General features: G+C 74.7%; 24 protein-coding genes and 1 tRNA gene. 13 read left to right on the top strand and 12 right to left on the bottom strand.

Annotated elements, in window-relative coordinates:
- Entirely contained in the window at positions 1–531 is a 531-nt protein-coding gene (locus tag B9L22_RS13555; protein ID WP_043655874.1) for a hypothetical protein, read from the top strand.
- A gap of 59 nt (positions 532–590) precedes the next feature.
- Here the strand turns inward: B9L22_RS13555 and hisN are convergent, their stop codons facing one another.
- The 4 genes from hisN to B9L22_RS13535 all read right to left on the bottom strand — a co-directional run bounded on the left by hisN (position 591) and on the right by B9L22_RS13535 (position 4,569).
- Positions 591–1,385: a histidinol-phosphatase gene (gene hisN / locus B9L22_RS13550; protein WP_021482063.1), complete on the bottom strand. Its 795-nt coding sequence runs from the start codon at positions 1,383–1,385 to the stop codon at positions 591–593.
- A 58-nt stretch (positions 1,386–1,443) separates the two neighbouring features.
- Positions 1,444–2,511, bottom strand: a complete 1,068-nt coding sequence (gene rsgA, locus B9L22_RS13545) for a ribosome small subunit-dependent GTPase A (RefSeq protein ID WP_086151002.1) — start codon at positions 2,509–2,511, stop codon at positions 1,444–1,446.
- Complete coding sequence (gene aroA / locus B9L22_RS13540) at positions 2,511–3,860, bottom strand: 3-phosphoshikimate 1-carboxyvinyltransferase (protein WP_086150782.1); 1,350 nt, start codon at positions 3,858–3,860, stop codon at positions 2,511–2,513. Before aroA ends, rsgA begins: the two co-directional genes overlap by 1 nt.
- An 82-nt stretch (positions 3,861–3,942) precedes the next feature.
- The gene (locus B9L22_RS13535; RefSeq protein WP_086150781.1) at positions 3,943–4,569 is read right to left on the bottom strand and encodes a DoxX family membrane protein; all 627 of its coding nucleotides are present in this window, start codon (positions 4,567–4,569) and stop codon (positions 3,943–3,945) included.
- Between the two features lie 313 nt (positions 4,570–4,882).
- Between B9L22_RS13535 and B9L22_RS13530 the strand changes: the two genes are divergently transcribed.
- Together B9L22_RS13530 and rsrA are read left to right on the top strand one after the other, a co-directional pair.
- The gene (locus B9L22_RS13530; protein ID WP_044144549.1) at positions 4,883–5,614 is read left to right on the top strand and encodes a sigma-70 family RNA polymerase sigma factor; all 732 of its coding nucleotides are present in this window, start codon (positions 4,883–4,885) and stop codon (positions 5,612–5,614) included.
- Positions 5,611–5,946, top strand: a complete 336-nt coding sequence (rsrA, locus tag B9L22_RS13525; RefSeq protein WP_233140117.1) for a mycothiol system anti-sigma-R factor — start codon at positions 5,611–5,613, stop codon at positions 5,944–5,946. The genes B9L22_RS13530 and rsrA overlap by 4 nt, the downstream gene beginning before the upstream one ends.
- 110 nt (positions 5,947–6,056) lie before the next feature.
- On the opposite strand, the gene B9L22_RS20760 is transcribed toward rsrA, so the two are convergent.
- Entirely contained in the window at positions 6,057–6,131 is a 75-nt protein-coding gene (locus B9L22_RS20760; protein WP_099052597.1) for a 50S ribosomal protein bL37, read from the bottom strand.
- Between the two features lie 232 nt (positions 6,132–6,363).
- Between B9L22_RS20760 and B9L22_RS13515 the strand changes: the two genes are divergently transcribed.
- The 3 genes from B9L22_RS13515 to B9L22_RS13505 are packed head-to-tail and all read left to right on the top strand — an operon-like array spanning position 6,364 to position 8,746.
- Entirely contained in the window at positions 6,364–7,293 is a 930-nt protein-coding gene (locus tag B9L22_RS13515; RefSeq protein ID WP_086150778.1) for a DUF4097 family beta strand repeat-containing protein, read from the top strand.
- A complete protein-coding gene (locus B9L22_RS13510; protein WP_076405974.1) occupies positions 7,293–7,892 on the top strand; it encodes a PadR family transcriptional regulator in 600 nt (199 codons plus the stop codon). The genes B9L22_RS13515 and B9L22_RS13510 overlap by 1 nt, the downstream gene beginning before the upstream one ends.
- Before the next feature lie 50 nt (positions 7,893–7,942).
- Positions 7,943–8,746 carry a hypothetical protein gene (locus tag B9L22_RS13505; protein ID WP_061269170.1) on the top strand — a complete coding sequence of 268 codons (804 nt, stop codon included), beginning with the start codon at positions 7,943–7,945 and terminating at the stop codon, positions 8,744–8,746.
- Between the two features lie 78 nt (positions 8,747–8,824).
- On the opposite strand, the gene B9L22_RS13500 is transcribed toward B9L22_RS13505, so the two are convergent.
- Complete coding sequence (locus B9L22_RS13500) at positions 8,825–9,448, bottom strand: GDSL-type esterase/lipase family protein (RefSeq protein WP_031316757.1); 624 nt, start codon at positions 9,446–9,448, stop codon at positions 8,825–8,827.
- Positions 9,449–9,536: 88 nt separating this feature from the next.
- Positions 9,537–10,451 carry an aldose 1-epimerase family protein gene (locus B9L22_RS13495; RefSeq protein WP_082774797.1) on the bottom strand — a complete coding sequence of 305 codons (915 nt, stop codon included), beginning with the start codon at positions 10,449–10,451 and terminating at the stop codon, positions 9,537–9,539.
- 108 nt (positions 10,452–10,559) lie between these two features.
- Here B9L22_RS13495 and B9L22_RS13490 point away from each other — a divergent pair, with 108 nt between their 5' ends.
- A complete protein-coding gene (locus B9L22_RS13490; protein WP_043655897.1) occupies positions 10,560–11,555 on the top strand; it encodes an aldo/keto reductase in 996 nt (331 codons plus the stop codon).
- Positions 11,556–11,657: 102 nt separating this feature from the next.
- Here B9L22_RS13490 and B9L22_RS13485 read toward each other — a convergent pair whose 3' ends face one another.
- From B9L22_RS13485 to B9L22_RS13475, 3 genes are all read right to left on the bottom strand, one after another.
- Positions 11,658–15,491 (bottom strand): multifunctional oxoglutarate decarboxylase/oxoglutarate dehydrogenase thiamine pyrophosphate-binding subunit/dihydrolipoyllysine-residue succinyltransferase subunit, encoded by a 3,834-nt coding sequence (locus B9L22_RS13485; RefSeq protein ID WP_233140112.1) that lies wholly within the window; start codon positions 15,489–15,491, stop codon positions 11,658–11,660.
- Between the two features lie 394 nt (positions 15,492–15,885).
- Positions 15,886–17,082 carry a cell wall metabolism sensor histidine kinase WalK gene (locus B9L22_RS13480; RefSeq protein ID WP_086150776.1) on the bottom strand — a complete coding sequence of 399 codons (1,197 nt, stop codon included), beginning with the start codon at positions 17,080–17,082 and terminating at the stop codon, positions 15,886–15,888.
- Entirely contained in the window at positions 17,079–17,885 is an 807-nt protein-coding gene (locus tag B9L22_RS13475; protein ID WP_228075110.1) for a response regulator transcription factor, read from the bottom strand. Before B9L22_RS13475 ends, B9L22_RS13480 begins: the two co-directional genes overlap by 4 nt.
- Positions 17,886–18,071: 186 nt before the next feature.
- Here B9L22_RS13475 and B9L22_RS13470 point away from each other — a divergent pair, with 186 nt between their 5' ends.
- From B9L22_RS13470 to B9L22_RS13455, 4 genes are all read left to right on the top strand, one after another.
- Positions 18,072–19,448, top strand: a complete 1,377-nt coding sequence (locus B9L22_RS13470) for a hemolysin family protein (RefSeq protein WP_086151001.1) — start codon at positions 18,072–18,074, stop codon at positions 19,446–19,448.
- Complete coding sequence (locus B9L22_RS13465; protein WP_034655108.1) at positions 19,445–20,488, top strand: hemolysin family protein; 1,044 nt, start codon at positions 19,445–19,447, stop codon at positions 20,486–20,488. Before B9L22_RS13470 ends, B9L22_RS13465 begins: the two co-directional genes overlap by 4 nt.
- A 155-nt stretch (positions 20,489–20,643) precedes the next feature.
- Positions 20,644–21,450 carry a D-alanyl-D-alanine carboxypeptidase family protein gene (locus B9L22_RS13460; protein ID WP_034655110.1) on the top strand — a complete coding sequence of 269 codons (807 nt, stop codon included), beginning with the start codon at positions 20,644–20,646 and terminating at the stop codon, positions 21,448–21,450.
- A gap of 55 nt (positions 21,451–21,505) precedes the next feature.
- Complete coding sequence (locus B9L22_RS13455) at positions 21,506–22,069, top strand: hypothetical protein (protein ID WP_086150775.1); 564 nt, start codon at positions 21,506–21,508, stop codon at positions 22,067–22,069.
- A gap of 38 nt (positions 22,070–22,107) precedes the next feature.
- Here the strand turns inward: B9L22_RS13455 and B9L22_RS13450 are convergent, their stop codons facing one another.
- Positions 22,108–22,740 carry a CYTH domain-containing protein gene (locus tag B9L22_RS13450; RefSeq protein ID WP_034655122.1) on the bottom strand — a complete coding sequence of 211 codons (633 nt, stop codon included), beginning with the start codon at positions 22,738–22,740 and terminating at the stop codon, positions 22,108–22,110.
- A 111-nt stretch (positions 22,741–22,851) separates the two neighbouring features.
- Positions 22,852–22,924 (bottom strand) — tRNA-Arg (locus B9L22_RS13445).
- Between the two features lie 214 nt (positions 22,925–23,138).
- Here B9L22_RS13445 and argS point away from each other — a divergent pair.
- Together argS and lysA are read left to right on the top strand one after the other, a co-directional pair.
- Positions 23,139–24,824, top strand: coding sequence for an arginine--tRNA ligase (gene argS, locus B9L22_RS13440; RefSeq protein WP_086150774.1), 1,686 nt, complete (start codon positions 23,139–23,141; stop codon positions 24,822–24,824).
- Complete coding sequence (gene lysA / locus B9L22_RS13435; protein WP_086150773.1) at positions 24,821–26,209, top strand: diaminopimelate decarboxylase; 1,389 nt, start codon at positions 24,821–24,823, stop codon at positions 26,207–26,209. Before argS ends, lysA begins: the two co-directional genes overlap by 4 nt.
- Positions 26,210–26,248 lie beyond the last annotated feature (39 nt).

The following is a 26,248-nucleotide window of genomic DNA, read 5'->3' as shown; positions in this document are numbered from 1 at the left end:
ATGCGCATCTATCTCCCCGCGACGCTCGACGAGCTCGACGCCGTCACCGTGACCGCCGACGCCGCCCGCTGGACCGTCGCCCCGCGCGGCGCCCACGCCGTGACCGCCGCGCTGACGCGTGCGCTGCCCGACGAGGACGAGGAGGGCCTCGAGTACGCGGCGGCGCTCGAGGCGGCGGACGACTCGCTCGCGCTCGTCGCGTCACGCCCGGACGCGCCGCGGCAGCGCCTGGTCGTCACGCTCGAGGTGCCCGACGGCGCGGTCCAGGTCGTGGGGGCCGAGGACTCCGACGACGAGGACGCGCCCGCCCCGAGCGCCGTCGAGGTGCTGCGCACGGTGCCCGACGTCGCGATCGTGTGCGTGCACGTCGACGAGCCGGAGGCGGTCGCGGACGTCGAGGCCGTGCTCGCCGCGGCGGACGACGACGGTCCCGACGCGGACGCCGCGCTCGACGCGGCCATCGAGCGCGTGGGCGAGCGCGACCTGCTCTGGTACGACTGGTCCGAGCTCAAGGACGTGCCGCGCGGCTGAGGCCGGGGCGAACCCGGGGCAGACCGAACCTGGGACGCCGCCTGGGGTGACGAGGCCCGTCAGCCCAGGCGGCCCAGCACCTCGTCGTGCAGCAGGCCGTTCGTCGCGACGGCGTTGCCGCCCCACGGGCCGTCGGCGCCGTCCAGCGACGTGAACCGTCCGCCCGCCTCGGTGACGATCGGCACGAGCGCCGCCATGTCGTAGAGCTCGAGCTCGGGCTCGGCGGCCGCGTCGACCGCGCCCTCGGCGACGAGCATGTACGACCAGAAGTCGCCGTAGCCGCGCGTGCGCCACGCGCCGCGCATGAGGTCGAGGAACGGCTCGAGCTTGCCGCGCTCCTCCCAGCCGTCGAGCGACGCGTAGGCGAGCGACGCGTCGGACCACGACGAGACGCCCGAGACGTGCAGGCGCGACGCGGCGGCGAGCGACTTGCCCGTCCACGCGCCGGTGCCCTTCGAGGCCCACCAGCGCCGGCCGAGCGCGGGCGCGGACACCAGCCCGACGACGACCTCGTCGCCGTCGGCGAGCGCGATGAGCGTGGCCCACACGGGGACGCCGCGCACGAAGTTCTTCGTCCCGTCGATCGGGTCGACGATCCAGCGGCGGGCGCCGTGGCCCGTCTCGCCGTACTCCTCGCCCACGATCGCGTCGCGGCCGCGGGCCCGGCCGAGCTGGCCGCGGATGATCTCCTCGGCGGTCCGGTCGGCGTCGCTCACGGGCGTCGAGTCGGGCTTGGACTCGACGTGCAGGTCGAGCGCCTTGAAGCGCGACAGGGTGTGGGCGTCGACCTGGTCGGCGATCACGTGGGCGAGGCGCAGGTCGTCGTCGTAGCCGCGCGTCGAGGGGGGCGTCATGGCTCACACCGTAGCGGTGCGCGCACGGGCCGGGGGAGGCGCCGCGCGGGGTGCGGGCTCAGGCGGCGCCGGTGCGCGAGGCGAGCACGCGCCGGAACGACTCGAGCCGCGCCGCGCGGGCGTCACGGGTGGCGTCGTCGGGAGAGTCCGCCACCCAGTCGTCGAGCGCGCAGTCCGGCGCGTCGTCGAGGTGAGTGCACCCGCGCGGGCACGCGGCGGCGACGGCGTCGAGGTCCTCGAACGCGCGCAGCAGGTGGTCGACCTGCACGTGCGCGAGCCCGAACGACCGCACGCCCGGGGTGTCGATGACCCACCCGCCGCCCGGCAGGCGCAGCGCGACCGCCGACGTCGACGTGTGCCGGCCGCGCCCCGTGACGTCGTTGACGTGCCCCGTCGCGCGCCGGGCGCCGGGCACGAGCGCGTTGACGAGCGTCGACTTGCCGACGCCCGAGTGCCCGACGAACACCGACGTGCGACCGGTCAGCGCCTCGCGGACGGCGTCGAGCGGCTCGATGGCCCAGCCGTCCGGCGCGAGGCCGTCGGGCGCGCGCCGCGTGACGACGACGGAGACGCCGAGCGGCTCGTACAGCGCGCGCAGCGGCGCCGGGTCGGCGAGGTCCGCCTTGGTGAGGCACAGCAGGACGTCCATGCCGGCGTCGTACGCGGCGACGACGCACCGGTCGATCATGCGCGTGCGCGGCTCGGGCTCGGCGAGGGCGGTGACGACGACGAGCTGGTCCGCGTTCGCGACGATGACGCGCTCGTACGGGTCGGTGTCGTCGGCGGTGCGGCGCAGCACCGACGACCGCTCCTGGATGCGGACGATGCGCGCGAGCGAGCCGTCGTCCCCGGTGACGTCGCCGACGAGGTCGACGCGGTCCCCGCACACGATCCGCGTGCGCCCGAGCTCGCGCGCCTTCATCGCGAGGACGGTGCGCTCGTCCTCGGCGCCGACGACCGTCCCGTCGTCGGTCCCGCCCACGAGCAGCGTGTACCGGCCCCGGTCCACGCCCGTGACGAACCCGGTCACCGCGTCCGCGTGCTCGGGGCGCTGCTTGGTGCGCGGGCGGCTGCCGCGCTTGCCGGGGCGCGAGCGGAAGTCGGACTCGTCCGGGACGCGGGCCATCAGCGGGCCGCCGCTCCCGAGCCGCCGAGCATCCGCTCCCACATGCCCGCGAAGCCGGGGAGCGTCTTGGCCGTCGTCGCGACGTTCTCGACGCCGACGCCCGGCACGCGCAGCCCGATCACGGCGGCCGAGGTCGCCATGCGGTGGTCGTGGTAGGTGCGGAAGACGGCGCCGTGCAGGGGGCGCGGCGTGATGACGAGCCCGTCGCGCGTCTCCTCGGCCTGCCCGCCGAGCCGCGTGATCTCGGTCGCGAGCGCGGCCAGGCGGTCGGTCTCGTGCCCGCGCAGGTGCGCGATGCCGCGCAGGCGGCTGGGCCCGTCGGCGAGGGCCGCGAGGGCGGCGATCGTGGGAGCGAGCTCGCCGGCGGCGTGCAGGTCCACGTCGACGCCGCGCACCTCGCCCGTGCCCGTCACGGTGAGCACGTCGCCGTCGAGGGACGACGTGGCGCCCATGGTCTCGAGCAGCTCGGGGACCATCGCGCCGGGCTGCGTGGTCGCCGTCGGCCAGCCCGTGACGCGCACGGTGCCCCCGGCGACGAGCGCGGCCGCGAGGAACGGCGCGGCGTTCGACAGGTCGGGCTCGACCTGCACGTCGCGCGCCGCGATCGCCCCCGGCTCGACGCGCCAGATCGCCGGGCGCGAGTCGTCGACGACGACCCCGACCTCCCGCAGGACCTCCACCGTCATCTCGATGTGGGGCATGCTCGGCAGCGTGTGCCCGACGTGCCGGACCGTGAGGCCCTGGTCGTAGCGCGCCGCCGCGAGGAGCAGCCCGGAGACGAACTGGCTCGACGCCGACGCGTCGATGTCGACGGACCCGCCGCGGACGCGGCCGCGCCCGCGCACGGTGAACGGGAGCGTCGTGGGCAGGCTGCCGCCGTCGTCGCCCGCGACCGGGACGTCCAGCGCGCTGAGCGCCGCCACCACCGGGCCCATGGGCCGCACCCGCGCGCCCTCGTCGCCGTCGAACCGCACCGCGCCGTCCGCCAGCGCCGCGACCGGCGGGAGGAAGCGCATGACCGTCCCGGCGAGGCCGCAGTCGACGTCGACCGGTCCGCGCAGGGCGCCGGGTGTGACGTGCAGCTCGGTCGGCGACGCGCCCTCCTCGACCCCGACGCCCAGCGCGCGCAGCGCCGCGATCATGAGGTCGGCGTCGCGGCTGCGCAGCGCGCCGCGCAGCGTCCCGGGACCGTCGGCGAGCGCCGCGAGCACGAGCAGCCGGTTCGTCAGCGACTTCGACCCCGGGACCTCGACCGTCGCGTCGAGCGGCCCGCGCGCCGTGGGCGCGACCCAGGCGTCGGCCGGGGCGGGGGACGGTGCGTCGGTGGGCGCGGGGGGCTGCGTCGTCATGGCGTCCAGGCTAGTGGAGCGTCGTGGCCCGACGGCGGCCGGTCCCGCCGGGCGGACGGGCGCGGCGGCGCGGTTCGACGCGTCAGGCGACCTTGGCGCGGACGGCGGCCCCGGCGTCGTGCACGGCGCCCGCGGTGCTGCTCGCGGCGTGCTGTGCGGCGTCCTGGGCGGCCTTCGCGGCGCGTCGTGCCGAGCGCGACACGTCCTTCGCCGTGCTCCTCGCCCCCGCGACGACGGCCTCCTGCTTCGCCTGCTTGGCGAGCGCGAGGTCGTGCCGCGCCCGCTCGAGACGCCACTGGACGCCCGGGCGGCCCTCGTAGTCGGCGCCCGCGATGAGCGCGGCCCCGATCGCGCCGACGTTCGCGACGAACTTCCGCGTCCGCTCGGTGCGCGTGGCCTCGCCGCCCGTGAACGGCTGGTTGACGACGGCGAGCGGGACCGTGAGCGCGGCGAGCGTGAGCGCGGCGGTCCGGGGCGCCTTGCCGACGGCGAGGCACAGGCCCGCGACCGCCGTCGCCGCGCCGTGGGCGCGGACGAGCGTCGTCACCTGCCGCTCGCTGAGCGGGGCCTCGATGCCGACGCGCTTCTCGACGAGCTCGACGCCCGCGCGCGCGGCCCGCACGTGCTCCGCCGGCTTGAGCGCGGCCTGGACCCCGTCGTAGACGAACCACGAGGCCAGCATGGGCCTCGCGAGGTGACGCAGCAGCATCGGTTCTCTCCTCATCGCTGGTGACTCGCCGGTGCCCTGGGCGGGCGTCCTCCGGTGGGTCCCAGCCTGCCGCGCCCCCCGGGACGGCGCCACCCGCGGCGGTGCCCGGGCCGGGAATGACTGGGGGCGCTCGCGGGTTGCACCCCTCGTGACCGCCCTGCTCCAGACTCCCGCACCCGCCGCCCGGGTCGCGTCGCCGACCCCGGGGGCCCCGGCTCCGGACGCCGCGTTCGCCGCCGCGTGGTCGGTGCCGAGCCGTGCGCGGGAGGCCTCAGAGAACACCCAGACGAACGGGGGACTAGGCTCGTTGTTGATGACAGAGCGAATCTCCGGCAGCGACGTCTCCGGCAGCCCTGCGACGACGTCGGGAACGACGCCGGACGACGGTGCGCCCGCCGGCACGACGCCGCTCGCCGACGCGACGGACGCCGAGGACACGAACCGCGCCCCGGAGGCCGAGAGCGACGCCGCGCGCGCCGCCCGGTTCGAGCGGGACGCCCTGCAGTACCTCGACCAGCTGTACTCCGCCGCGCTGCGGATGACGCGCAACCCCTCGGACGCCGAGGACCTGGTGCAGGAGACGTTCGCGAAGGCGTTCGCGGCGTTCCACCAGTACCGCCCGGGCACGAACCTCAAGGCGTGGCTGTACCGGATCCTCACGAACACGTTCATCAACACGTACCGCAAGAAGCAGCGCGAGCCGCAGCAGGCGCAGACGGACGACGTCGAGGACTGGCAGATCGCGCGCGCGGCGTCGCACACGTCGCAGGGCCTGCGCTCGGCCGAGGCGGAGGCGCTCGACCGCCTGCCGGACTCGGACGTCAAGCGCGCGCTCCAGGAGCTCCCCGAGGACCGGCGCATGGTCGTGTACTACGCCGACGTCGAGGGCTTCCCGTACAAGGAGATCGCGGAGATCATGGGGACACCGATCGGCACGGTCATGTCCCGCCTGCACCGAGGCAGGCGCCAGCTGCGCGAGCTGCTGGCCGACTACGCCGCGAGGCGAGGACTGGTGGGCGCGAAGAGCCCCGGAGGTGAGTCGTGAGCACGTCAGAGACCCGTGAGCCCGGACGGGGTCCGGTCGAGGAGCCGGTGACCCCGATCCCGCACTCGACCGTGGGCGAGTCCGAGTGCGAGCACGCGCTCACGCACCTGTACGAGTACCTGGACTCCGAGATGACGCCCGACGACGAGCTGCGCATGCGCCAGCACGTCGCGCACTGCTCGCCGTGCCTGGCCGAGCTGAGCGTCGAGGAGCTCGTCAAGCAGCTCGTGCGCCGCTCGTGCCACGAGAAGGCGCCGGCAGGGCTGCGGGAGCGCATCCACACGCAGCTCACCGTGATGGTCACGACGACGACGGTCGTCGAGACCCGCTGACCCGGGCCCGGGGGCCAGCCCCTGGGGCCTGCGCGCACGAGAGAGGGCCCGGACCGACGACGTCGGTCCGGGCCCTCTTCCGTGCTCCCCCTCGCGGGGGCTGCGCCGTCTCAGGCGTTGGGGCGCTTGCCGTGGTTCGCGGCGTTGCCCTTGCGGCTGCGACGCTTGCGTCCGCGCTTGCTCATGGTGTTCTCCTGACGGTCGGGGAGTGCTGCCGGTCTCGGCGGTTCTCGACGGGTGTCGACGTGGAACGACCGGTCTCGGCGTGTCCAGTCCGTCTCCCATGGTCCCACACGCGACCCCTTGTCACGGTCGAGCACGCGATATATCGTGTCTGGCGGAACGAGATATATCGCGAGTGTCTGCCCGGCCGTCCTGGTCGAACCGGCGCGCGCGGCGACCAGGACGGAGCGCGGGATGACGCAGGAGCTCTGGACCCTCACCGGTCCGCAGGCCATCGACCTCGCGCTCGTGCGCCGGCTCGACGCGACGATGATCGGCGGGCGCATCGACGTCGTCGCGCACGAGGACCCGACACGCACCGACGCGCGCGTCGAGGTGCACTCCGTGAGCGGGCGCGCGCTCGAGGTGCGGCTCGACGGGACGACGCTGCGGGTGGGCTACGGCCCGTTCGAGGCGGGCTGGAAGGGCTTCCTCGAGCGCTTCCGCACCTACACCGGCAAGGACGCCGCGGAGGTCCACGTCGCCGTCCCGGCGGGCGCGCAGGTCGAGGTCGCGACCGTGCAGGGCGAGGCGCTCGTCGCGGGAGCCCGCGAGGGCGTGCGGCTCGCGACCGTGTCCGGCGCCGTCATGACGAGCCGGACGCGCGGCCCGCTGCGCGTCGACACCGTCTCCGGCGAGGTCGCCGCGAGCGAGCACGACGGCCCGGTCCGGATGGAGTCCGTCTCCGGCGGCCTCACCGCCACGGGCGCGCTGCGCTCGCTGCGGCTCGACTCGGTCTCCGGCTCCGTGACCGTCGACACGCGCACGACCCCGGACGAGATCACGGTGAGCGCCGTCTCCGCCGACGTGCTCGTGCGCCTGCCCGACCCGGACGCGATGGACTACGCCGTGCGCTGCCTCAGCGGCCGGCTCGTCGTCGACGGCGAGGAGCAGCGCGGGTCCGCGCGCTCCTTCCACCGCGCGGCGCGGCTCGGCGCGGGCGCGCCCGTCCGCGTCTCGGCCGTCTCGGGCGACGTCACGGTCCTGCGGGGGACGGCCGGGACGTCGTCCGCCCCGGCCGACGTGCCCCCGGTGCAGGACGCGGCCCCGGACGCCCCGGCGTGGGGCAGCCCCGGTGCTCCCGCCGGCCGACCGGCCTCCGCGAGCGGCCCGGTGGACCGCTGATGGCCACCGTCTTCGCCCACGGCCAGCTCCGGCTCTACCTGCTCGCGCTCCTCGCGTCCGGCCCCAAGCACGGGTACGAGCTCATCACCGAGCTCTCCGAGCGGTTCGGGGGCACGTACCGCCCGAGCGCCGGGACGATCTACCCGCGCCTCGCGCGGCTCGAGGACGAGGGCCTGGTCCACCGCAGCGCCGACGGGCGCAAGACGACGTACGAGCTGACCCCCGCGGGGCGCGCCGAGATCGAGGCGCGGCGCGCGGACGTCGCGGCGCTCGAGCACGGCATCGCCGAGACGGTGCGCCAGCGCGCCGAGGCGCTGCGCGCCGACGTGCAGGGCTCCCTGCGGGGGCTGCGTGCCGAGCTCGCCGCCGCCGCCCAGACGGCGCGCGCCCGCCCGCGCGACGGCGAGCACGACACCCGCCGTCGCGAGTCGACCGCGCGCCGTGCCGAGGCGGAGGCCGTGCTCCAGCGCTTCCGCGACGAGCTCCGCGCGGACCTGCGCCGGGCGGACGCGACCGGCGGGGTGCCCGAGCTGACGGTCGACACGCTGCGCACCGTGCTCGACAGCGCGCGCCGCGCCGTGCGGTCCACCCTGCCCTGACGTCCCGAGACCACCGACCACGCACCAGAGAACCGAACGAGGAGAAGCGCATGAGCACCGAGTCCTGGGTCATCAACGCCCCCCGGAGCGTCGACGTCGCGGACGTCCGGCGCGTCGTCGTCCAGCTCACGGACGGGTCGGTCGACGTCGTCGCCGACCCCGGCCGCGAGAGCGGGGCGCACCTCGACGTGAGCGAGGTGTCCGAGCGCCCGCTGCAGGTGAGCGTGCACGACGGCGAGCTGCGCGTCGGGTACGACTTCGCCGGCATCGAGGGCCTCGTCGACCGCGCGAAGGGCCTGCGCGACAAGGACCGCGCCGTCGTGCGGGTCACCGTGCCCGCGAGCGTCCCGCTCAAGGTGACGACCGCGCGCGCCGCGGCGACCGTCGTCGGGACGCGCGCGGACGTGTCCGTCACGACCGGGACCGGCGCCGTCCGCGTCCAGGGCGTCTCGGGCACGGCGTCGGTCCGCACGGCGACCGGCTCCGTCGACGTCGGCGAGCACGTCGGCGACGTCCACGTGACCACCGCGTCCGGCACCGTCACGCTCGGCGGCACGCTCGGGCGCGTGTCGGTCAGCACCGTCACGAGCGGCGTCGAGGTCGTCGCGCGCGAGAGCACGCCGCTCGTCGACGCGCGCACGGTCTCCGGCGACGTGGCCGTGCGCCTCGGCGCCGGCTCGGCCGTGAACCTCAAGGCCCGCAGCGTCACCGGCAAGGCCGTGCTCGACGGCGTGCGCCTCGATTCCAGCGCGCAGCGCACGACGTCCGTCGACCACGTCGACCAGCACGGCGCGGGCGGCGCCTACGTGTCGGCGAGCACCGTCTCGGGCGACCTCACGGTCTCGCGCGGCTGAGCGGTACCGCCCCGACGGCGAGGGGGAGGCGTGGTCCGCGACCACGCCTCCCTCTCGCTCGTGCGTCCCTGCGCGGGCTCAGACGGTGTCGTCGGGCAGGCCGAGCCACGCGTGCCAGCCGGTGTGCAGCACGAGCCACGCCATGAGCCCGTAGCCCGCCTGGCCGGGGAAGCCGTTCCCGCTCTGCGCGAGGTCGGCGAGCCACTGCTCGTGCGTGACGAGCGGGCTGAACGTGTCGACGTAGGGGACGCGGCGCCGGTTCGCGACGTCCGAGAACGCGTGGGACAGCTCCGCGAGGCGCTCCGCGTCCTGCGCGTGGCCCGGCGGCGGCCCGACGACGAACGTCGGCAGGCGGTGGGACTCCGCGACGTCGAGCACGTTCGCGAGGTTGAGGCGCGAGCGCGCGACCGACAGCCCCGCGTCGAGGTCGTGGCGGCCGAGGCCGATGACGAGGCGGTTGTCGACGTCCGGCTCGGGGGAGAACCGGCGCGCGGTCTCCGCCTCCCAGCGCTGGCTGAGGGCCGTCGTCGTCTCGCCGGGGATGGCGAGCGGGAACACGTACGCCGGCTGGGGGAAGCGCGTGCGCGCGACGACGCGCCCCGCCCACCCCAGGGCCTTCGCGTCGCCGACGCCGGCGCTCAGCTCGTCGCCGACGACGCAGATCCGTACCTCACGACTCACCGCGTCTTCCACGAGCGCCATTCTCCCCGACGCGGGCCGCGCGGGTCGATCCGAGCCGGTGCGGACGGCGTGTCGACCCGCGCGGGGGCCGCCGTGGCGGCCGGACGCCTCAGGCCAGCGTCGCTCCCCAGGTCACCTCGTGGGACGCCCCGGGCTCGAGCCGGACGAGGCGCTCGCCCGTGCGGAACGCGTCCGCGACGCAGCTCATCGGCTCGGCGGCGACGCCGGTGCGGCGGAACGCGACGTCGCCGACGTGGTCGCCCGTGCAGACCTGCCACGTGTCCATCGAGCCGTCCATCCACACGGCGGCCGTGCGGCCGTCGGGCGCGGTGAGGCGGATCCAGGACAGCCCGTCCTCGTCGCGCAGCACGTCCACGTACGCGTCGTCGAGGTCGACGCCCGCGAGCAGGCGCGGCTCGCGCAGGTCGAAGGTGCCGGTGGCGGGCTCGGTGCCGGTCGGCAGGAGCCGCTCGTCGGTCGTGACGCGGGTCGCCGCGTCCAGGCGCAGCGTGCACGCGTCGAGGTCCGCGCCGTCGGCCGAGAGCCACGGGTGGAAGCCGACGCCGTACGGGGCGGTCGCCGTGCCGACGTTCGTCGTGCGGACGTGGACGCGCAGCCCCGCGTCGTCGAGCGAGTACGTCACGCGCGCGACGAGGTCGAACGGGTAGCCCGGCGACGGCGGCAGGTGCAGCTCGAGCGTCGCGCGCGCGGCCTCGTGCTCGACGACCGTCCAGCGCTGCCAGCACGCGAGGCCGTGCAGCGCGGTCCCGCGGTCCGGCTCCGAGATCGGGACCTGGTACGTCGTGCCGTCGACCGTGTACTGGCCGTCGCGCAGCCGGTTGGGCCAGGGGAGCAGGACGGCGCCGTTGAACGCGGGCGACACCTCGTCCTCGCCGAAGGGCGTGAAGACCGGCCGGCCCCCCACCGCGTACTCGCGGACGGCCGCTCCGACCTCGGTGATCGTCGCTGCGTGGTCGCCGTGGGCGATGCGGACCTGGGCTCCTGAGGGGGCATGGGTGTTCACGCTCACATACGGTACTCGGCGTGCGCGGGTGCGCGATGCGCCCACGCCCGTCAGACTCGGTGCCCGGGTGTGTCTTCCGGCGCACCCGACGCAGCACGAGGAGGAACGATGGAACGACAGGTGCTCGGGCGGACGGGACGGCTCGTCTCGGTCGTCGGACTGGGAACCTGGCAGCTCGGCGCCGACTGGGGCGACGTGAGCGAGGACGACGCGCGCGCCGTCCTCGACGCCTCCGCGCAGGCCGGCGTGACGTTCTTCGACACCGCGGACGTCTACGGCGACGGACGCAGCGAGCAGATCATCGGCTCCTACCTCGCCGACAACCCCGGCCACGGGATCACGGTCGCCACGAAGATGGGCCGCCGGGAGCCGCAGGACGCCGACAACTACACGCTCGCGAAGTTCCGCGAGTGGGTCGACCGCTCGCGCCGCAACCTGCGGACCGACCGGCTGGACCTCGTGCAGCTCCACTGCCCGCCGACCGCCGTCTACTCGCGCGACGAGGTCTACGACGGCCTCGACACGCTCGTCGCCGAGGGCGCGATCGCGAGCTACGGCGTGAGCGTCGAGACCGTGGACGAGGCCCTCACGGCCATCGCGCGCCCCCACGTCGCCACGGTGCAGATCATCCTCAACGCGTTCCGGCTCAAGCCGCTCGACGCGGTGCTGCCCGCGGCGTCCGACGCCGGCGTCGGTGTCATCGCGCGCGTCCCGCTCGCGTCCGGGCTGCTGTCCGGGAAGTACACGAAGGACACGACGTTCGCCGCGGACGACCACCGCACGTACAACCGCGACGGCAGCGCGTTCGACGTCGGCGAGACGTTCTCGGGCGTCGACTTCGAGACCGGCGTGCAGGCGGCGGCCGAGTTCACCACGCTCGTGCACGACGTCGTCGGGCAGGACCTCACCCCGGCCCAGGTGGCCATCGCGTGGGTCTGGCAGCAGCCGGGCGTGTCGACCGTCATCCCCGGCGCGCGCAACGTCGAGCAGGCGCGGTCCAACGCCGCCGCGGGCGACGCGGACGTCCTCGGCCCGCTCTTCACCTCGGGCGTGCGCGAGATCTACGACCGCTACCTGCGCGAGAAGATCCACGACCGCTGGTAGGTCGGCAGGACCGACCCCCGGTCCGACGGCGACGGCGCACCGACGACGAAGGCCCCCTCCGCGCGGAGGGGGCCTTCGTCGTGCGCGCGTCGTGCGGGCCGGTCAGCGGGCGAACGCCTGCTCCAGCAGCACGGCCTGCTGCGCCTGGTGCTTCTTCGCCGTGCCGGCGGCCGTGGAGGCCGACGCCGGGCGGGAGACGACGCTCACGCGCGGCAGGTCCTCGGGCAGGTTGATGTGCACGAACGACCAGGCACCCTGGTTCTCGGGCTCGTCCTGGACCCAGACGACCTCGGCGCCCGGGTACTTCGCGAGCTCGGCCCGGATGCCGTCGACGTCGAGCGGGTACAGCTGCTCGAGGCGGACCAGCGCCACGCCCTCGTCGCCGCGCTTGGTGCGCTCGGCGAGCAGGTCGTAGTAGACGCGGCCCGTGCACAGGAGCACGCGGTCGACCTTCGCCGGGTCGGCCGACGCGTCCGGGATCACCGGGCGGAACGTACCGGTCGTGAAGTCCTCGACGCTCGACGCGGCCGCCTTGAGGCGCAGCAGCTGCTTCGGCGTGAAGACGATGAGCGGACGACGCGGGCGGGCGTACGCCTGCCGGCGGAGCAGGTGGAAGTACGACGCCGGCGTGGACGGCTGCGCGACCGTCATGTTGTCCTCGGCCGCGAGCTGGAGGAAGCGCTCGATGCGCGCGGACGAGTGGTCCGGCCCCTGGCCCTCGTAGCCGTGGGGGAGGAGCATGACGACCGAGGAGTACTGGCCCCACTTCTGCTCGGCGGACGAGATGAACTCGTCGATCACCGTCTGGGCGCCGTTGACGAAGTCGCCGAACTGCGCCTCCCACAGCACGAGCGCGTCGGGGCGCTCGACCGAGTAGCCGTACTCGAACCCGAGCGCGGCGTACTCCGAGAGCGACGAGTCGTAGACCCAGAACTTCGCCTGGTCCGCCGACAGGTACAGCAGCGGCGTCCACTCGGCGCCCGTCTCGCGGTCGTGCAGGACGGCGTGACGCTGCACGAACGTGCCACGGCGCGAGTCCTGGCCGGCGAGGCGCACCGGGGTTCCCTCGACGAGGAGCGAGCCGAACGCGGCGAGCTCGCCGAAGCCCCAGTCGATGTTGCCCTCGACGGACATCTGCCGGCGCTTCTCGAGGAGCTGTGCGAGCTTCGGGTGGACGGTGAAGCCCTCCGGCGGCGCGACGTGCACCTGGCCGACGCGCTCGAGGACCGAGCGGTCGATCGCCGTCTTCCAGCCGACCATGGTCCCGGCGTCCTCGAGCTGGGACTCCGGGCGCTCGAGACCGGCGACCGGCTCGCGGTCCGCGGCGGGCGTGAAGCCGCCCTCCTTGGTCTCGGTGAAGACGCGCTCGAGCTGGGCCTGGTAGTCCTGGAGGACGTGCTCGGCCTCCTCGAGCGTGATGTCCCCGCGCGCGACGAGGTTCTCGGTGTACAGCTTGCGCACCGAGCGCTTCGCCTCGATGAGGTTGTACATGAGCGGCTGCGTCATCGAGGGGTCGTCGCCCTCGTTGTGACCGCGGCGGCGGTAGCAGATCATGTCGATGATCACGTCGCGGTCGAACTGCTCGCGGAACGCGAAGGCGAGCTCGGCGACGCGCACGCACGCCTCGGGGTCGTCGCCGTTCACGTGGAAGATCGGGACCTGGTAGCCCTTGGCGACGTCGGTCGCGTACGTCGTCGAGCGCGACGACGACGGGCCCGTGGTGAAGCCGACCTGGTTGTTGATGATGACGTGCACGGTGCCGCCGGTGCGGTAGCCGCGCAGCTGCGCGAGGTTGAGCACCTCGGGCACGACGCCCTGGCCCGCGAAGGCCGCGTCGCCGTGGATGAGGATCGGCAGCACGGAGAAGCCGTCGCCGCCCAGGTCGATGCGGTCCTGCTTGGCGCGCACGATGCCCTCGAGCACCGGGTCGACCGCCTCGAGGTGCGAGGGGTTCGCCGCGAGGTAGACCTTCGTCGTCGCACCGGTCTCGGCCGTGAAGACGCCCTCGGTGCCGAGGTGGTACTTCACGTCGCCCGAGCCCTGGACGCTCTTCGGGTCGAGGTTGCCCTCGAACTCCGCGAAGATCTGCGCGTAGCTCTTGCCCGCGATGTTGGCGAGCACGTTGAGCCGCCCGCGGTGCGCCATGCCGATGCCGACCTCGTCGAGGCCGTTCTCCGCGGCCTTCGACAGGATCGCGTCGAGCAGCGGGATGAGCGCCTCGCCGCCCTCGAGCGAGAAGCGCTTCTGCCCGACGAACTTCGTCTGCAGGAACGTCTCGAACGCCTCGGCGGAGTTGAGGCGGCGCAGGATGCGGAGCTGGTCCTCGCGCGGCGTGCGCGCGTACCCGGACTCGAGGCGCTCCTGGAGCCACTTGCGCTGCGTGCGGTCCGCCAGGTGCATGTACTCCACGCCGACGGTGCGGCAGTAGGAGTCGCGCAGCAGGCCGAGGATGTCGCGCAGCGTCGACTTGGTGCGGCCGCCGAACCCGCCCGTGGGGAACGTGCGGTCGAGGTCCCACAGCGTCATGCCGTGGTTCTGGATGTCGAGGTCGCCGTGCTTGCGCTGGCGGTACGCGAGCGGGTCGGTGTCGGCCATGAGGTGGCCGCGCGAGCGGTAGGAGTGCACCAGCTCGGCGATCTTGGCAGGCTTGGCCGCCTCGATCTCGGCGTCCGTCGTGTTGTCGCGGACCCAGCGCACCGGCTCGTAGGGGATGCGCAGCGCGGCGAACACGCGGTCGTAGAAGCCGTCCTCGCCGAGGAGCTTCTGCGACAGGATGCGCAGGAACTCGCCCGACTGCGCGCCCTGGATGATGCGGTGGTCGTAGGTCGACGTGATCGTCAGGACCTTCGAGATGCCCAGGCGGGCGAGGCGCTCGGTCGAGGCGCCCGCGAACTCCGCGGGGTAGTCCATCGCGCCGACGCCGATGATCGTGCCCTGGCCCTGCATGAGGCGCGGCACCGAGTGCACGGTGCCGATGCCGCCCGGGTTGGTGAGCGAGATCGTGGTGCCCGCGAAGTCGTCGACGCCGAGCTTGCCGCCGCGCGCACGGCGCACGAGGTCCTCGTAGGCCGCCCAGAACTGGGCGAAGTCCATCGTCTCGGCCTTCTTGATGCTCGGCACGAGGAGCTGGCGCGAGCCGTCCGGCTTCGCCAGGTCGATCGCGAGCCCGAAGTTCACGTGCGCGGGCTGGTTGATCGCGGGCTTGCCCTCGATCTGCGTGTAGCTCGCGTTCATCACCGGCATGTCGGCCAGCGCCTCGACGAGCGCGAACCCGATGAGGTGCGTGAACGAGATCTTGCCGCCGCGACCGCGCGCGAGGTGGTTGTTGATGACGATGCGGTTGTCGACCATGAGCTTGGCCGGCACCGCGCGCACCGACGTCGCCGTCGGCACCTGGATGCTGGCCTCCATGTTCGTCACGACGCGCGCGGCCGGGCCGCGGAGCTTCTGCACGTCGTCCGTGGCCTGGTCCTCGGGCGCGGGGGCGCCGGCGACCTTGCGCGCGGGCACCTGGGCGTACGGCGCCGTCGCGGGCTGGGCGGTCGCGACGGGGCGCGAGGCGTGCACGGCCTCGACCGCGGCGTTGACCGCCGGGTCGGCCGGGAGCTTCGGCGGCTTGACGCGCTGCGCTGCCTCGGCGGCGGCCGAGCCGTCCGTCACGGCGGTCGGCGCTGCGGGTGCCGGCGCGGCGGGCGCCGCCGGAGCGGGCGAGCCGTTCACCGGCGCCGCGGCCGGGCGGGACCCGTTCGCGGGTGCCGCGGCCGGGACGGACCCGTTCGCGGGCGCCGCCGGGGCGTCGCTCGTGGTGTCGGCGTCCGAGCGCTCCGCAGGGCGGTAGTCCTCGAAGAAGTCCCACCACGCGGGGTCTACCGCGTTCTTGTCCTGGAGGTACTGCTCGTACAGCTCGTCGACGAGCCACTCGTTCGCTCCGAACACGGAGCTTGCGTCGCTGATCGCCTCTGACTCAGCCTTCGGGGACACGCGAGGATCGCCCACTTTCACACACAGGTCGCTGTCGGTCACAGCCCGCGACCGTGGCACGACGGCGCACCGCTGCTGCGGCGCCCCGACGTCGGCACGGGCTCGTCCGGGTTCCGGACCACTCCAGCCTAGGCCCTCGTCGTCGGCCTCGGGCGTTGGGCCGAGCGTTCCGGCGCGGCCTGTTCGCGGGTTCTTCACGCCGTGTCTGGGCCAGGCAAACGCGACCCCACGCGCACCTCGTCGGAGGGCAAGATCGCGGAATTCCACGCCATCCCGAGGTATCTCCGCGCGGCGGTGTGACGCATCTCACGCCCGCGCGCGGGCGGGTGCGCGCACTGTCAGGACGGAGTCACCGCACGTCGGGGTGCACCGTGTACGACGCGTCGCCGTCCTCGGGCGGGAACGGCGCGGAGCCCGCGTGCGCGGGCAGCGTGACGCGCATCGTCGCCCCCCGGCGCGAGTCCGCGACCTCGATCCGGCCGCCGTGCAGGTCCACCGCCCAGCGCACGATCGCGAGCCCGATCCCCGTGCCGCCCGTCGAGCCGCCCGTCGTCGTGTGCGCGCCCGTCGCGCTGGCCCGGGCGAACCGCTCGAAGATCCGCTCGCGGTCCTCCTTGGCGATCCCGGGGCCCTCGTCGACGACCTCCAGCACGACGTCGTCGTCCACCGGGTACGCCTCGAGCCGGATCTCCCCGCCCTGCGGCGAGTGCCGGATCGCGTTCTGCAGGAGGTTGGTCACGACCTGGTGCAGCCGCTCGCGGTCCGCCTCGAGCACGAGGTCCGGGGGCGTGACGTCGACGACGTAGCGCAGCTGCTTGCCCGCCTCGACCATCGACACGGCCTCGGCGTTCTCCTCGAGGAAGTCGCCGACGTCGATCTGGGTGATGTTGAGCGCCGCCGCGCCCGCCTCGATGCGCGACAGGTCCAGGAGGTACGCGACGAGCCGCGTGAGGCGCTCGGTCTGCGCGAGCGACATCTCCATCGTCGCGGGCGTCGGGGGCGTCACCCCGTCCACGACGTTCTCGAGCTGGGCCTGGAGCGCCGCGATCGGGGTGCGCAGCTCGTGCGAGACGTTCGCGATGAGCTCGCGGCGCACCTGGTCGCTCGTCGCGAGGTCCTCCGCCATGACGTTGAACGCCACCGCGAGCTGGCCCACCTCGTCGCGGCTCGTGGCGCGCACGCGCCGCGTGTAGTCGCCGTCGGCCATCGCCCGGGCGGCCGCGGTCATCTCACGCAGGGGCGACGTCATGCCGCGCGCGAGGAGCTGCGTGAGCAGGAGCGACAGCACGATCGCGAGCGGGAACGTGCGCGACGGCCCGAGCTGGTTCTGCAGCCCGATCCACGTGATGAGGACGGCGAGCGTCACCGTCGCGGCGACCAGCACGCCGAGCTTGATCTTCAGCGAGCGGAACGAGTCGAGCGGCCGGACGTCCGGGAGGTGCGGGCGGATCGTGTGGGCCCGGTGCGGTCCCGGCCGCGCCGGGCCGGGGGCCTGCGCCTGCCCCGGGTCCGTGCCGCCGGCGGGGTCGGCGGGGGAGGAGGTCATCCGGCGGGCGGCTCGAACGCGTAGCCGACGCCGTGGACCGTGCGGATGAGGTCCGCACCGAGCTTGCGGCGCAGCGCCTTGATGTGGGAGTCGACGGTGCGCGTCCCGCTGGCGTCGGCCCAGTCCCACACCTCGGCGAGCAGGCGCTCGCGCGTGAGGACCGTCTTCGGCGAGCTCGCGAGCATGACGAGCAGCTCGAACTCGGTGGGCGTGAGGTGGACCTCCTCGCCCGCGCGGTAGACGCGGCGCTGTGCCTTGTCGATCGTCACGTCGCCCACCGTCATGGGCGGGTCGCTCGGGGCGGAGCTCGCGGCCTGCGTGGCGCGGTCGACGCGGCGCAGCAGCGCCTTGATGCGCGCGACGAGCTCGCGCATGGAGAACGGCTTCGTCATGTAGTCGTCCGCGCCGACGCCGAGCCCGATGAGCATGTCGGTCTCGTCGTCGCGCGCGGTGAGCATGAGGATCGGGACGGGCTGCTCCGCCTGGATGCGGCGCGTGACCTCGAGGCCGTCGATGCCGGGGAGCATGACGTCGAGGACGATCGCGTCCGGGCGCAGGCGCGCCGCGGCGTCGACGGCGGACAGGCCGTCGCGCGCGACCTCGACGCGCCAGCCCTCCGCGCTCAGCCGCTGCGCGATGGCGGTCGCGATCGCGGGCTCGTCCTCGACGACGAGGACCGTGGCCGCCTGCTGCGGGGTGCCGCCGCCGGCCACCGGGGCGGTCGTGGGCACGGGCCCGCGGCCGGGGACGGGACCGGCCCCCGCGCCGGTCGGTGCTGCGCTCGCTGCCCTCGGATCTGCCATGGGATACAGCGTGGCACACGTCGGCCCAGGTCGGCCGGATTTCGTCGTCGTCGGAGGACCAGGTCGCGCGCTCGTGCGGTGCCGCCCGGGGGCCGCCGGGCTCCCCCTCCCGGGCGCCGCGCGACGGGCGAGCGCTAACATCGTCGGCACGATGAAGAGCACCTCCCGATATCGGTGGAGCACCTCGTGGTAGGCGACTGGGTCATGGTCGCGCTCGGGGTGCTCCTCACCGCAGGTACCGCCGTCTTCGTGGCCAGCGAGTTCTCCCTGGTCACCCTCGACCCCGCCGTCCTCCCCGCCGGGGACGACGCCGACCAGGAGGGCGACAGACGCGGCTCCCCGCCGTCGGGCGGGACGAGCGGCCCCGACCGCCGCGACCGCAGCGTCCGGGCCGGGCTCAAGCACCTGTCGACCGAGCTGTCCTCGGCGCAGGTCGGCATCACCCTCACGACGATCCTCCTCGGGTACACCGCGCAGCCCGCGCTCCTCGCGCTCTTCGGGGACGCCCTGAGCTCGACGCCGCTCGGCCACGCGGCCTCCGCGGTCCTCGCGGGCGTGCTCGCGCTGCTCGTCGTGAACTTCGTCTCGATGCTCTTCGGCGAGCTCATCCCCAAGAACTTCGCGCTCAGCGCGCCCTACGCCACCGCGCGGCAGGTCGTGCCCGTGCAGCGGCAGTTCACCAAGCTGTTCCGGCCGGTCATCGCCGTGCTCAACGGCTCGGCGAACGCGATCCTGCGCCGCGTCGGCGTGGAGCCGCGCGAGGAGCTGTCGGGTGCCCGCTCGGCGTCCGAGCTCGCCGCCCTCGTGCGCCGCTCCGCCCAGGAGGGCACGCTCGACGTCTCCGTCGCGACCCTCCTCACCAACTCGATCGAGCTCGACGAGCTGAGCGCCGTCGACGTCATGACCGACCGCATGCGCATGGTCGTCGTGGACCGGGACGCGACCGCCGCGGACGTCGTCGACGCCGCCCGGCGCACCGGGCACTCGCGGTTCCCCGTCATCGGCGAGGACCGTGACGACGTCGTCGGCCTCGTCCACCTGCGCCGCGCCGTCGCCGTCCCCTACGAGCGGCGGCACGAGGTCCCCGCGGCGGCCCTCATGGCCGACGCCCCGCGGGTGCCCGAGACGGTGCGGCTCGGCCCGCTCCTCGTCGAGCTCCGCGGCTTCGGCCTCCAGATGGCGGTCGTGGTCGACGAGTACGGCGGCACCTCGGGCGTCGTGACGCTCGAGGACGTCGTCGAGGAGCTCGTGGGCGACGTCGCGGACGAGCACGACCCGCGGCGCTCCGGCGCGGCCCGCCGCGCGGACGGCTCGTGGCTCGTGCCCGGCGTCATGCGGCCCGACGAGCTCACCGAGGTCACCGGGCTGCGCGTCCCCGAGGACGGCGCCTACGAGACGCTCGGCGGCCTCGTCATGGCCCGCCTCGGCCGCGTCCCCGAGCCCGGCGACGAGATCGCCGCGGGCGAGGGTCGGCAGCGCGTGGTGCTGCGCGTGGAGGCGATGGAGGGGCGGCGCGTCGAGCGGCTCTCCGTCCGCGCGACACCGACGGAGGGGGACGCATGAGCTCGACCACCGCGCTCCTCGTCGCGCTCCTCCTGCTCGCCGGCAACGCGTTCTTCGTCGGCGCCGAGTTCGCGGTGATCTCCGCGCGCCGCTCGGCGATCGAGCCGCTCGCCGCGCAGGGCAACCGCCGCGCCCAGACGGTCCTGTGGGCGATGGAGCACGTGTCGCTCATGCTCGCGTGCGCCCAGCTCGGCGTGACCGTCTGCTCCACGGGTCTGGGCGTCGTCGCGGAGCCGGCCATCGCGCACCTCATCGAGGACCCGCTGCACGCGCTCGGCGTGAGCACCGCGCTCGCGCACCCGATCGCGTTCGTCGTGGCGCTCGCGATCGTCGTCTACCTGCACGTGGTGCTCGGCGAGATGGTCCCGAAGAACCTCGCGGTCTCCGGGCCCGAGACGGCCGTCATGTGGTTCGGTCCGCCGCTCGTGTGGATCGGGCGCGTGCTGCGCCCGGTCATCGTCGCGCTCAACTGGCTCGCGAACCACGCGGTGCGCGCCACGGGAGTCGAGCCGAAGGACGAGGTGGCGTCGGCGTTCACCGCCGAGGAGGTGCAGTCCATCGTCGAGCACTCCCAGGCCGAGGGGGTCCTGCGCGACGAGCAGGGGCTGCTCTCGGGAGCCATCGAGTTCTCCGAGCGCACCGCGCAGGACGTCATGGTCCCCGTCGCGGACCTCGTCACCGTCACCGAGGGCTGCACGCCCGACGAGGTCGAGCGCCTGGTCGCGAAGACCGGCTTCTCCCGGTTCGCCGTCGCGGACGTCACGGGCGACCTCGTGGGCTACCTGCACGTCAAGGACGTGCTCTACGCGGACGAGACGACGCGCGAGGCCCCGGTCCCGTCGTGGCGCGTGCGGGCGCTCGCGGCCGCCGCGCCCGACGACGAGGTGGAGGACGCGCTGCGCGCCATGCAGCGCTCAGGGGCGCACCTGGCACGCGTCGACGGTCCCGAGGGCGGGGGCGCGCTCGGGGTGGTCTTCCTCGAGGACATCCTCGAGGAGCTCGTCGGCGAGGTGCGCGACGCGATGCAGCGCCGGCCCTAGCCCGGCGGCCCGGTCGGCGCGAGGTCCCCGGAGGGTGCTCCGCCGAGGCTCTGAGCAGGGGACTTGGCATCGCCGGAGCCCTTCGTTACTGTTCCGTGATTGATCGGTCATCGGTGGCTCGGAGCCACCCCGACGACGTGAGAGGCAGGTGGCGGGTGGAGTCGCAGCACGGCGCACCCGCCCTCGACTCACGACGGGCCCGGCGCGAGGCGGAGCAGGGCTCCCGGCGTCGCCGCCCCCAGGCACAGGTCTCCAGCCAGCACCGCTGGGTGCCGCGCGTCGCCGTCCTCGGGACGCTCGCCGCCGCGACCATCGCGATGCCGCTCTCCGCGGGCGCCGACGACGCGCTCGGCAGCGGGTCGCCCTTCGAGCCGGAGACCCGCCCCGTCGGCCCGAGCGCGCTCGACCTCGCGACCGCCGCCGCGACCGCACCCGCCGTCTCCCCGAGCGTCGCCGCCGCGCCCCGCGTCGAGGTGCGCCGCGAGGCGGCCTCCCGCTCCGCCGCCCGCGACCCGCTGCCGGGCTGCGACCCGACCGTGCGGCCCGAGGGCACGAACGGCAACCTCGACGAGCACGCCCTGTGCGAGCTGTGGCAGGCGGACGAGCACCTGCGACCGGACGCGGCCGTCGCGCTCTCCGCGATGAACGAGGCGTTCCGGGCCACCTTCGGCCGGGACCTCTGCCTCGTGTCGTCGTACCGCACGCTCTCGACGCAGGTCTCGCTCAAGTCCTCCCGCGGCGCCTTCGCGGCGCCCCCCGGCTGGTCCATGCACGGGTGGGGGCTCGCGATCGACCTCTGCTCCGTGGAGACCGGCTCGCGCGAGGTCTACGCGTGGATCAACCAGAACGGCGCCACGTACGGCTGGGCCAACCCGGCGTGGGCCAAGCGCGGCGGCAGCGGCGCCTACGAGCCCTGGCACTTCGAGTTCGTCCAGGGCGTCGAGGAGATCCAGAACTCCTGACGCGCCCCCGGCCGGTCGCCCCGCGCGCGCCCGCCCCGCGCCGTATCGTCGGACCGTGGCCGACCTGCTCCTCGCCGCGGTCGTCCTGCGCCGTCCCGAGCACGCGCTCGCCGCGCAGGTGCTGAGCCTCGCCGTGGGCGGCCTCGTCCGCGTGGAGCCGACGGCGCCCGGCGAGCCTCCCGTCCTCGCCCTCCTCGACGCGTCGCGTGCCTCCGAGCGCGAGCACCTCGCGCTGTCGGCCCTCTTCGGCGAGACGGCGGGCGAAGGCGCGCGCGTCGCGCTCGACCCGGCCGACGACGCCCTGCGCCACCGGGTGCACGACGCCGCGCGGCAGGTCGTGCGCAGCGCGCGCCACGACGGCTACCTGGAGGCGGGGCGGTCACGGCGGCTCACGGAGAAGGGCGACGCGGTGCGGGCCGACCTCGTCGCGCTGGAGGACGCCGTCGAGCGCGAGGTCGCGGAGGCGCGCTCGCACGACCGGGCGCGCGAGCACGTGTCGCCCGGCGCGCTGCCGTGGGCGGTCCTGTTCGGGCACGAGCCCGGGTGGGTGCCGGTCGACGGGCGCACGGTCCGGTTCGACGTCGCCGCGGTGTGCGCGGCTGCGGACGCCCTGCGCTGACCGAGGGCCCGGCGTCCGGGCGCGCGCCCGCGCGGTGCCTACGGGCCGGAGAGCCGCTCGTTGCGGCCGAAGTCCTGGAGGAACCGCGGGCCGGACGCGGCGAGCTCGGCCTCGAACTCCTCGCGCCACGCGCCGTAGGGGCGGCCCGCGAGCGCGTCGTTGGAGAACCGGGGGTCGTCCGTGAGCTCGGTGACGCAGAACGCGGGGATCTGCAGGTCCGTGACGGGACCGGTGCGCTCGCACTCCGCGACGACGAGCGGGTGGTTCGCCCCGCCGAACACGTCGACGACCCAGCCGTCGGCCCCGACCCACACGGAGTAGCGGGTCTTGACGACGCGCGCACCGCCGCGGCGGATCATCTGGACGCCCACCGCCACGTCGACCTCGCGCTCCGCCTCGTAGCGCGTGCCGCCGGCCATGGGGCCCTTGACGGTGAGCGTGCACAGGTCGACGGCGGGGGCGTAGCGGTCGAGGAGCCGGACCGGGTCGGTCGTGGCGTCCATCGTCGCGTCGACCGTGGGCACCTTGGCGCGCAGCCGCAGCGCGTAGCCCTCGTCGGCCAGGTAGTAGCTCTGCACGATGAGCGCGGGCGCGTCGCGCAGGTCCTCGGGCAGCTCGCGCACGAGGAACCGGCGCTCGAACTCGAAGTCCCCGTAGCCGCCGTCGGTCATGGCCCCACCGTAGCGGGAGCGCGCGGGTCGTGGCGGACCTCGCGCAGCGGACCCGGAGACGGCGCGAGCCCGGCCGCGCGAGGCGGGCCGGGCTCGTCGGAGCGGATCGGGTGCCCTCGATAGGATTCGAACCTACGACCTTCTGCTCCGGAGGCAGACGCTCTATCCACTGAGCTACGAGGGCGAGCGCCGACGGTGACCGCCGACGCGATGCACGAGACTACCAGCCCGCAGGGGGTGCGCGGACCCGGCGCGGCCGGCTGCCGACCGGGTGCGCCGCCCCGGTGCTCCGGCCCGGCGCGGAGACGCGGGGGAGCGGGCCCGGCCGCCGGCGCGGTGGGACGGGCGGCGGCGAAATGGCGCGACGGACGCCCCCCGCGCCTCGGTAGAATCGCCCGGTGACCCCCGACGAGCTCTCCGAAGCGCTGAGCGCTGCCCTGGCCGCCGCCGTCGCCGACGGCACCCTCGCCCTGGACCCGACCGCGGTCCCCGAGCGCGTCCACGTGGAGCGACCCCGCCAGCGCGAGCACGGCGACTGGGCCACGAACGTCGCGCTGCAGCTCGCGAAGAAGGCGGGCACGACGCCGCGGGCGCTCGCCGAGGACCTCGCGCGCCGCCTCGCCGCGCACCCGGGCATCCGGGCCGTGGACGTCGCCGGCCCCGGCTTCCTCAACATCTCGCTCGACGCGGCCGCCGCGGGCGAGCTCGCGCGCACGATCGTCGAGGCGGGCCCGGCGTACGGGCGCGGCGACTCCGAGGCGGGCAAGAAGGTCAACCTCGAGTTCGTCTCCGCGAACCCGACCGGGCCCATCCACATCGGCGGCGTCCGCTGGGCCGCCGTCGGGGACTCGCTCGCGCGCGTGCTCGAGGCGAGCGGCGCGGACGTGACGCGGGAGTACTACTTCAACGACCACGGCGCCCAGATCGACCGCTTCGCGCGCTCGCTCCTCGCGCGCTCGCGCGGCCAGGAGGCGCCGGAGGACGGGTACGGCGGCGAGTACATCACCGAGATCGCCGACGCGGTCGTCGCCGACGCCCTGGCCGCGGGCGACCCCGACCCGCGCACGCTCCCGGACGCCGAGGCGCAGGAGGTCTTCCGCTCGCGCGGCGTCGAGCGCATGTTCGGCGAGATCAAGGCGTCGCTCCACGACTTCGGCGTCGACTTCGACGTCTACTTCCACGAGGACTCGCTGCACGAGTCGGGTGCCGTCGAGCGCGCCGTCGAGCGCCTGCGCGCGTCCGGCCACATGTTCGAGAAGGACGGCGCGACCTGGCTGCGCACGACCGACTTCGGCGACGACAAGGACCGCGTCGTCATCAAGTCCGACGGCGAGGCGGCCTACATCGCGGGCGACATCGCCTACTACCTCGACAAGCGCGAGCGCGGCTTCGACGAGGTCATCATCATGCTCGGCGCCGACCACCACGGGTACGTCGGCCGCATGATGGCGGTCTGCGCGGCCTTCGGCGACACCCCGGGGAAGAACCTCCAGCTCCTCATCGGGCAGATGGTCAACCTCGTCAAGGACGGCCAGCCCGTGCGCATGTCCAAGCGCGCCGGGACGGTCGTGACGCTGGAGGACCTGGTGGACGCCGTCGGGGTCGACGCCGCGCGCTACTCGCTCGCGCGCTCGTCCGCGGACCAGAACATCGACCTCGACCTCGACCTGCTCGCGCGGGCGACGAACGAGAACCCCGTCTACTACGTGCAGTACGCGCACTCGCGCACCGCGGCGGTGGACCGCAACGCGGCCGACCGCGGCGTCGCGCGCGCCGACGGGTTCGAGCCCGCGCTGCTCGACCACCCGAGCGAGGCGGCGCTCGTCGGGCGGCTCACCGAGTTCCCGCGCATCGTCGCCCAGGCGGCCGAGCTGCGCGAGCCGCACCGCGTCGCGCGCTACCTCGAGGCCCTGGCCGGCGACTACCACACGTGGTACCAGCAGAAGTCGCAGCGTGTGCTGCCGTACCCGGACGAGGAGGTCACGGACACGCACCGCACGCGCCTGTGGCTCAACGACGCGGTGCGCCAGGTCCTCGCCAACGGCCTGGGGCTGCTCGGCGTGACCGCGCCGGAGCGCATGTGAGCACGGGCCTGCCGGGACACCCCGGCGAGCCGTGGTCGCGCGGCGTGCGGCGCCGGGACGACGGTGTGGTCGAGGTCGCGGGCGTCGACGTCCACGACCTCGCGGCCGAGCACGGGACGCCCGCGTACGTGCTCGACGAGGCGGACTTCCGCGCCCGGGCGCGCGCCTACCGGACGGCGTTCGAGACGGCGTTCCGCGCCGTCGGGTCGGACGTCGACGTGTACTACGCGGGCAAGGCGCTGCTCACCGTGGCCGTCGCGCGCTGGGCGCGCGAGGAGGGCCTGCGCGTCGACACCGCGAGTGGGGGAGAGCTCGCCGTCGCGCTGCGCGCCGGCGTCCCCGGCCCGGAGATCGGCCTGCACGGCAACAACAAGTCGGACGCCGAGATCGGCCGGGCGCTCGACGAGGGCGTGGGCCGGATCATCGTGGACTCGCTCGTCGAGGTCGAGCGCGTCGCGCGGCTCGCGGGCGAGCGCGGCGTGGTCGCGCCCGTCATGGTCCGCGTGACGACGGGCGTCCACGCGGGCGGGCACGAGTACATCTCGACCGCGCACGAGGACCAGAAGTTCGGGCTGTCGATCGCGGAGCCGCGCCCCGCGGACGGCGGCGCGGCCGGCGACTCCGCGGCGATGACGGCGCTGCTCGACGTCGTCGCGCGCCCCGAGCTGCACCTGCTCGGGATCCACTCGCACATCGGCTCCCAGATCCTCGACCCCTCGGGCTTCGAGGTCGCGGCGCGCGCCGTGCTGGAGCTGCGGGCGCGGCTCGCGGCCCGCTCCGGCGTCCTCGTCGACGAGGTCGACATCGGCGGCGGCTACGGCATCGCGTACCTCCCGGGCGACGTCGCGCTCGACCCGGAGCGCGTCGCGAAGGACGTCGCGCGCGCGGTCGAGGCGGTGGCCGCGGAGCTCGGCACGCCGCTGCCGCGCTTCTCGATCGAGCCGGGGCGCGCGATCGTCGGGCCGGCCGGCCTCACGCTCTACACGGTCGGCACGGTGAAGCCCGTGACCCTCGACGACGGTCGCGTGCGCACGTACGTGTCGGTGGACGGCGGCATGAGCGACAACATCCGTCCCGCGCTCTACGCGGCGCAGTACCACGCCGAGGTCGTCGGCCGGGCGTCCGAGGCCGGGCCCGTGCTCGCGCGCGTCGTGGGCAAGCACTGCGAGAGCGGCGACATCGTCGTCCACGAGGTGCAGCTCCCCGGGGACGTGCGCGCGGGCGACCTGCTCGCGGTGCCCGCCACGGGGGCCTACGGCCGCTCGATGGCGTCGAACTACAACCTGCTGACGCGTCCTCCCGTGGTCGCCGTGCACGACGGCGCGAGCCGCGTGCTCGTGCGGCGCGAGACCGTCGAGGACCTGCTGGCGCTCGACGAGGGCTGACCCGCCGGCGCGCCCACAGGTCGGCATCCGACCTGTGGG

It is taken from the genome of Cellulosimicrobium sp. KWT-B (genome assembly GCF_002127155.1).
GTDB classification, from domain to species: Bacteria; Actinomycetota; Actinomycetes; order Actinomycetales; family Cellulomonadaceae; genus Cellulosimicrobium; species Cellulosimicrobium funkei.
Note: the sequence above shows the minus strand (reverse complement) of the source record. Positions and strands in the feature narration are given on the sequence as shown.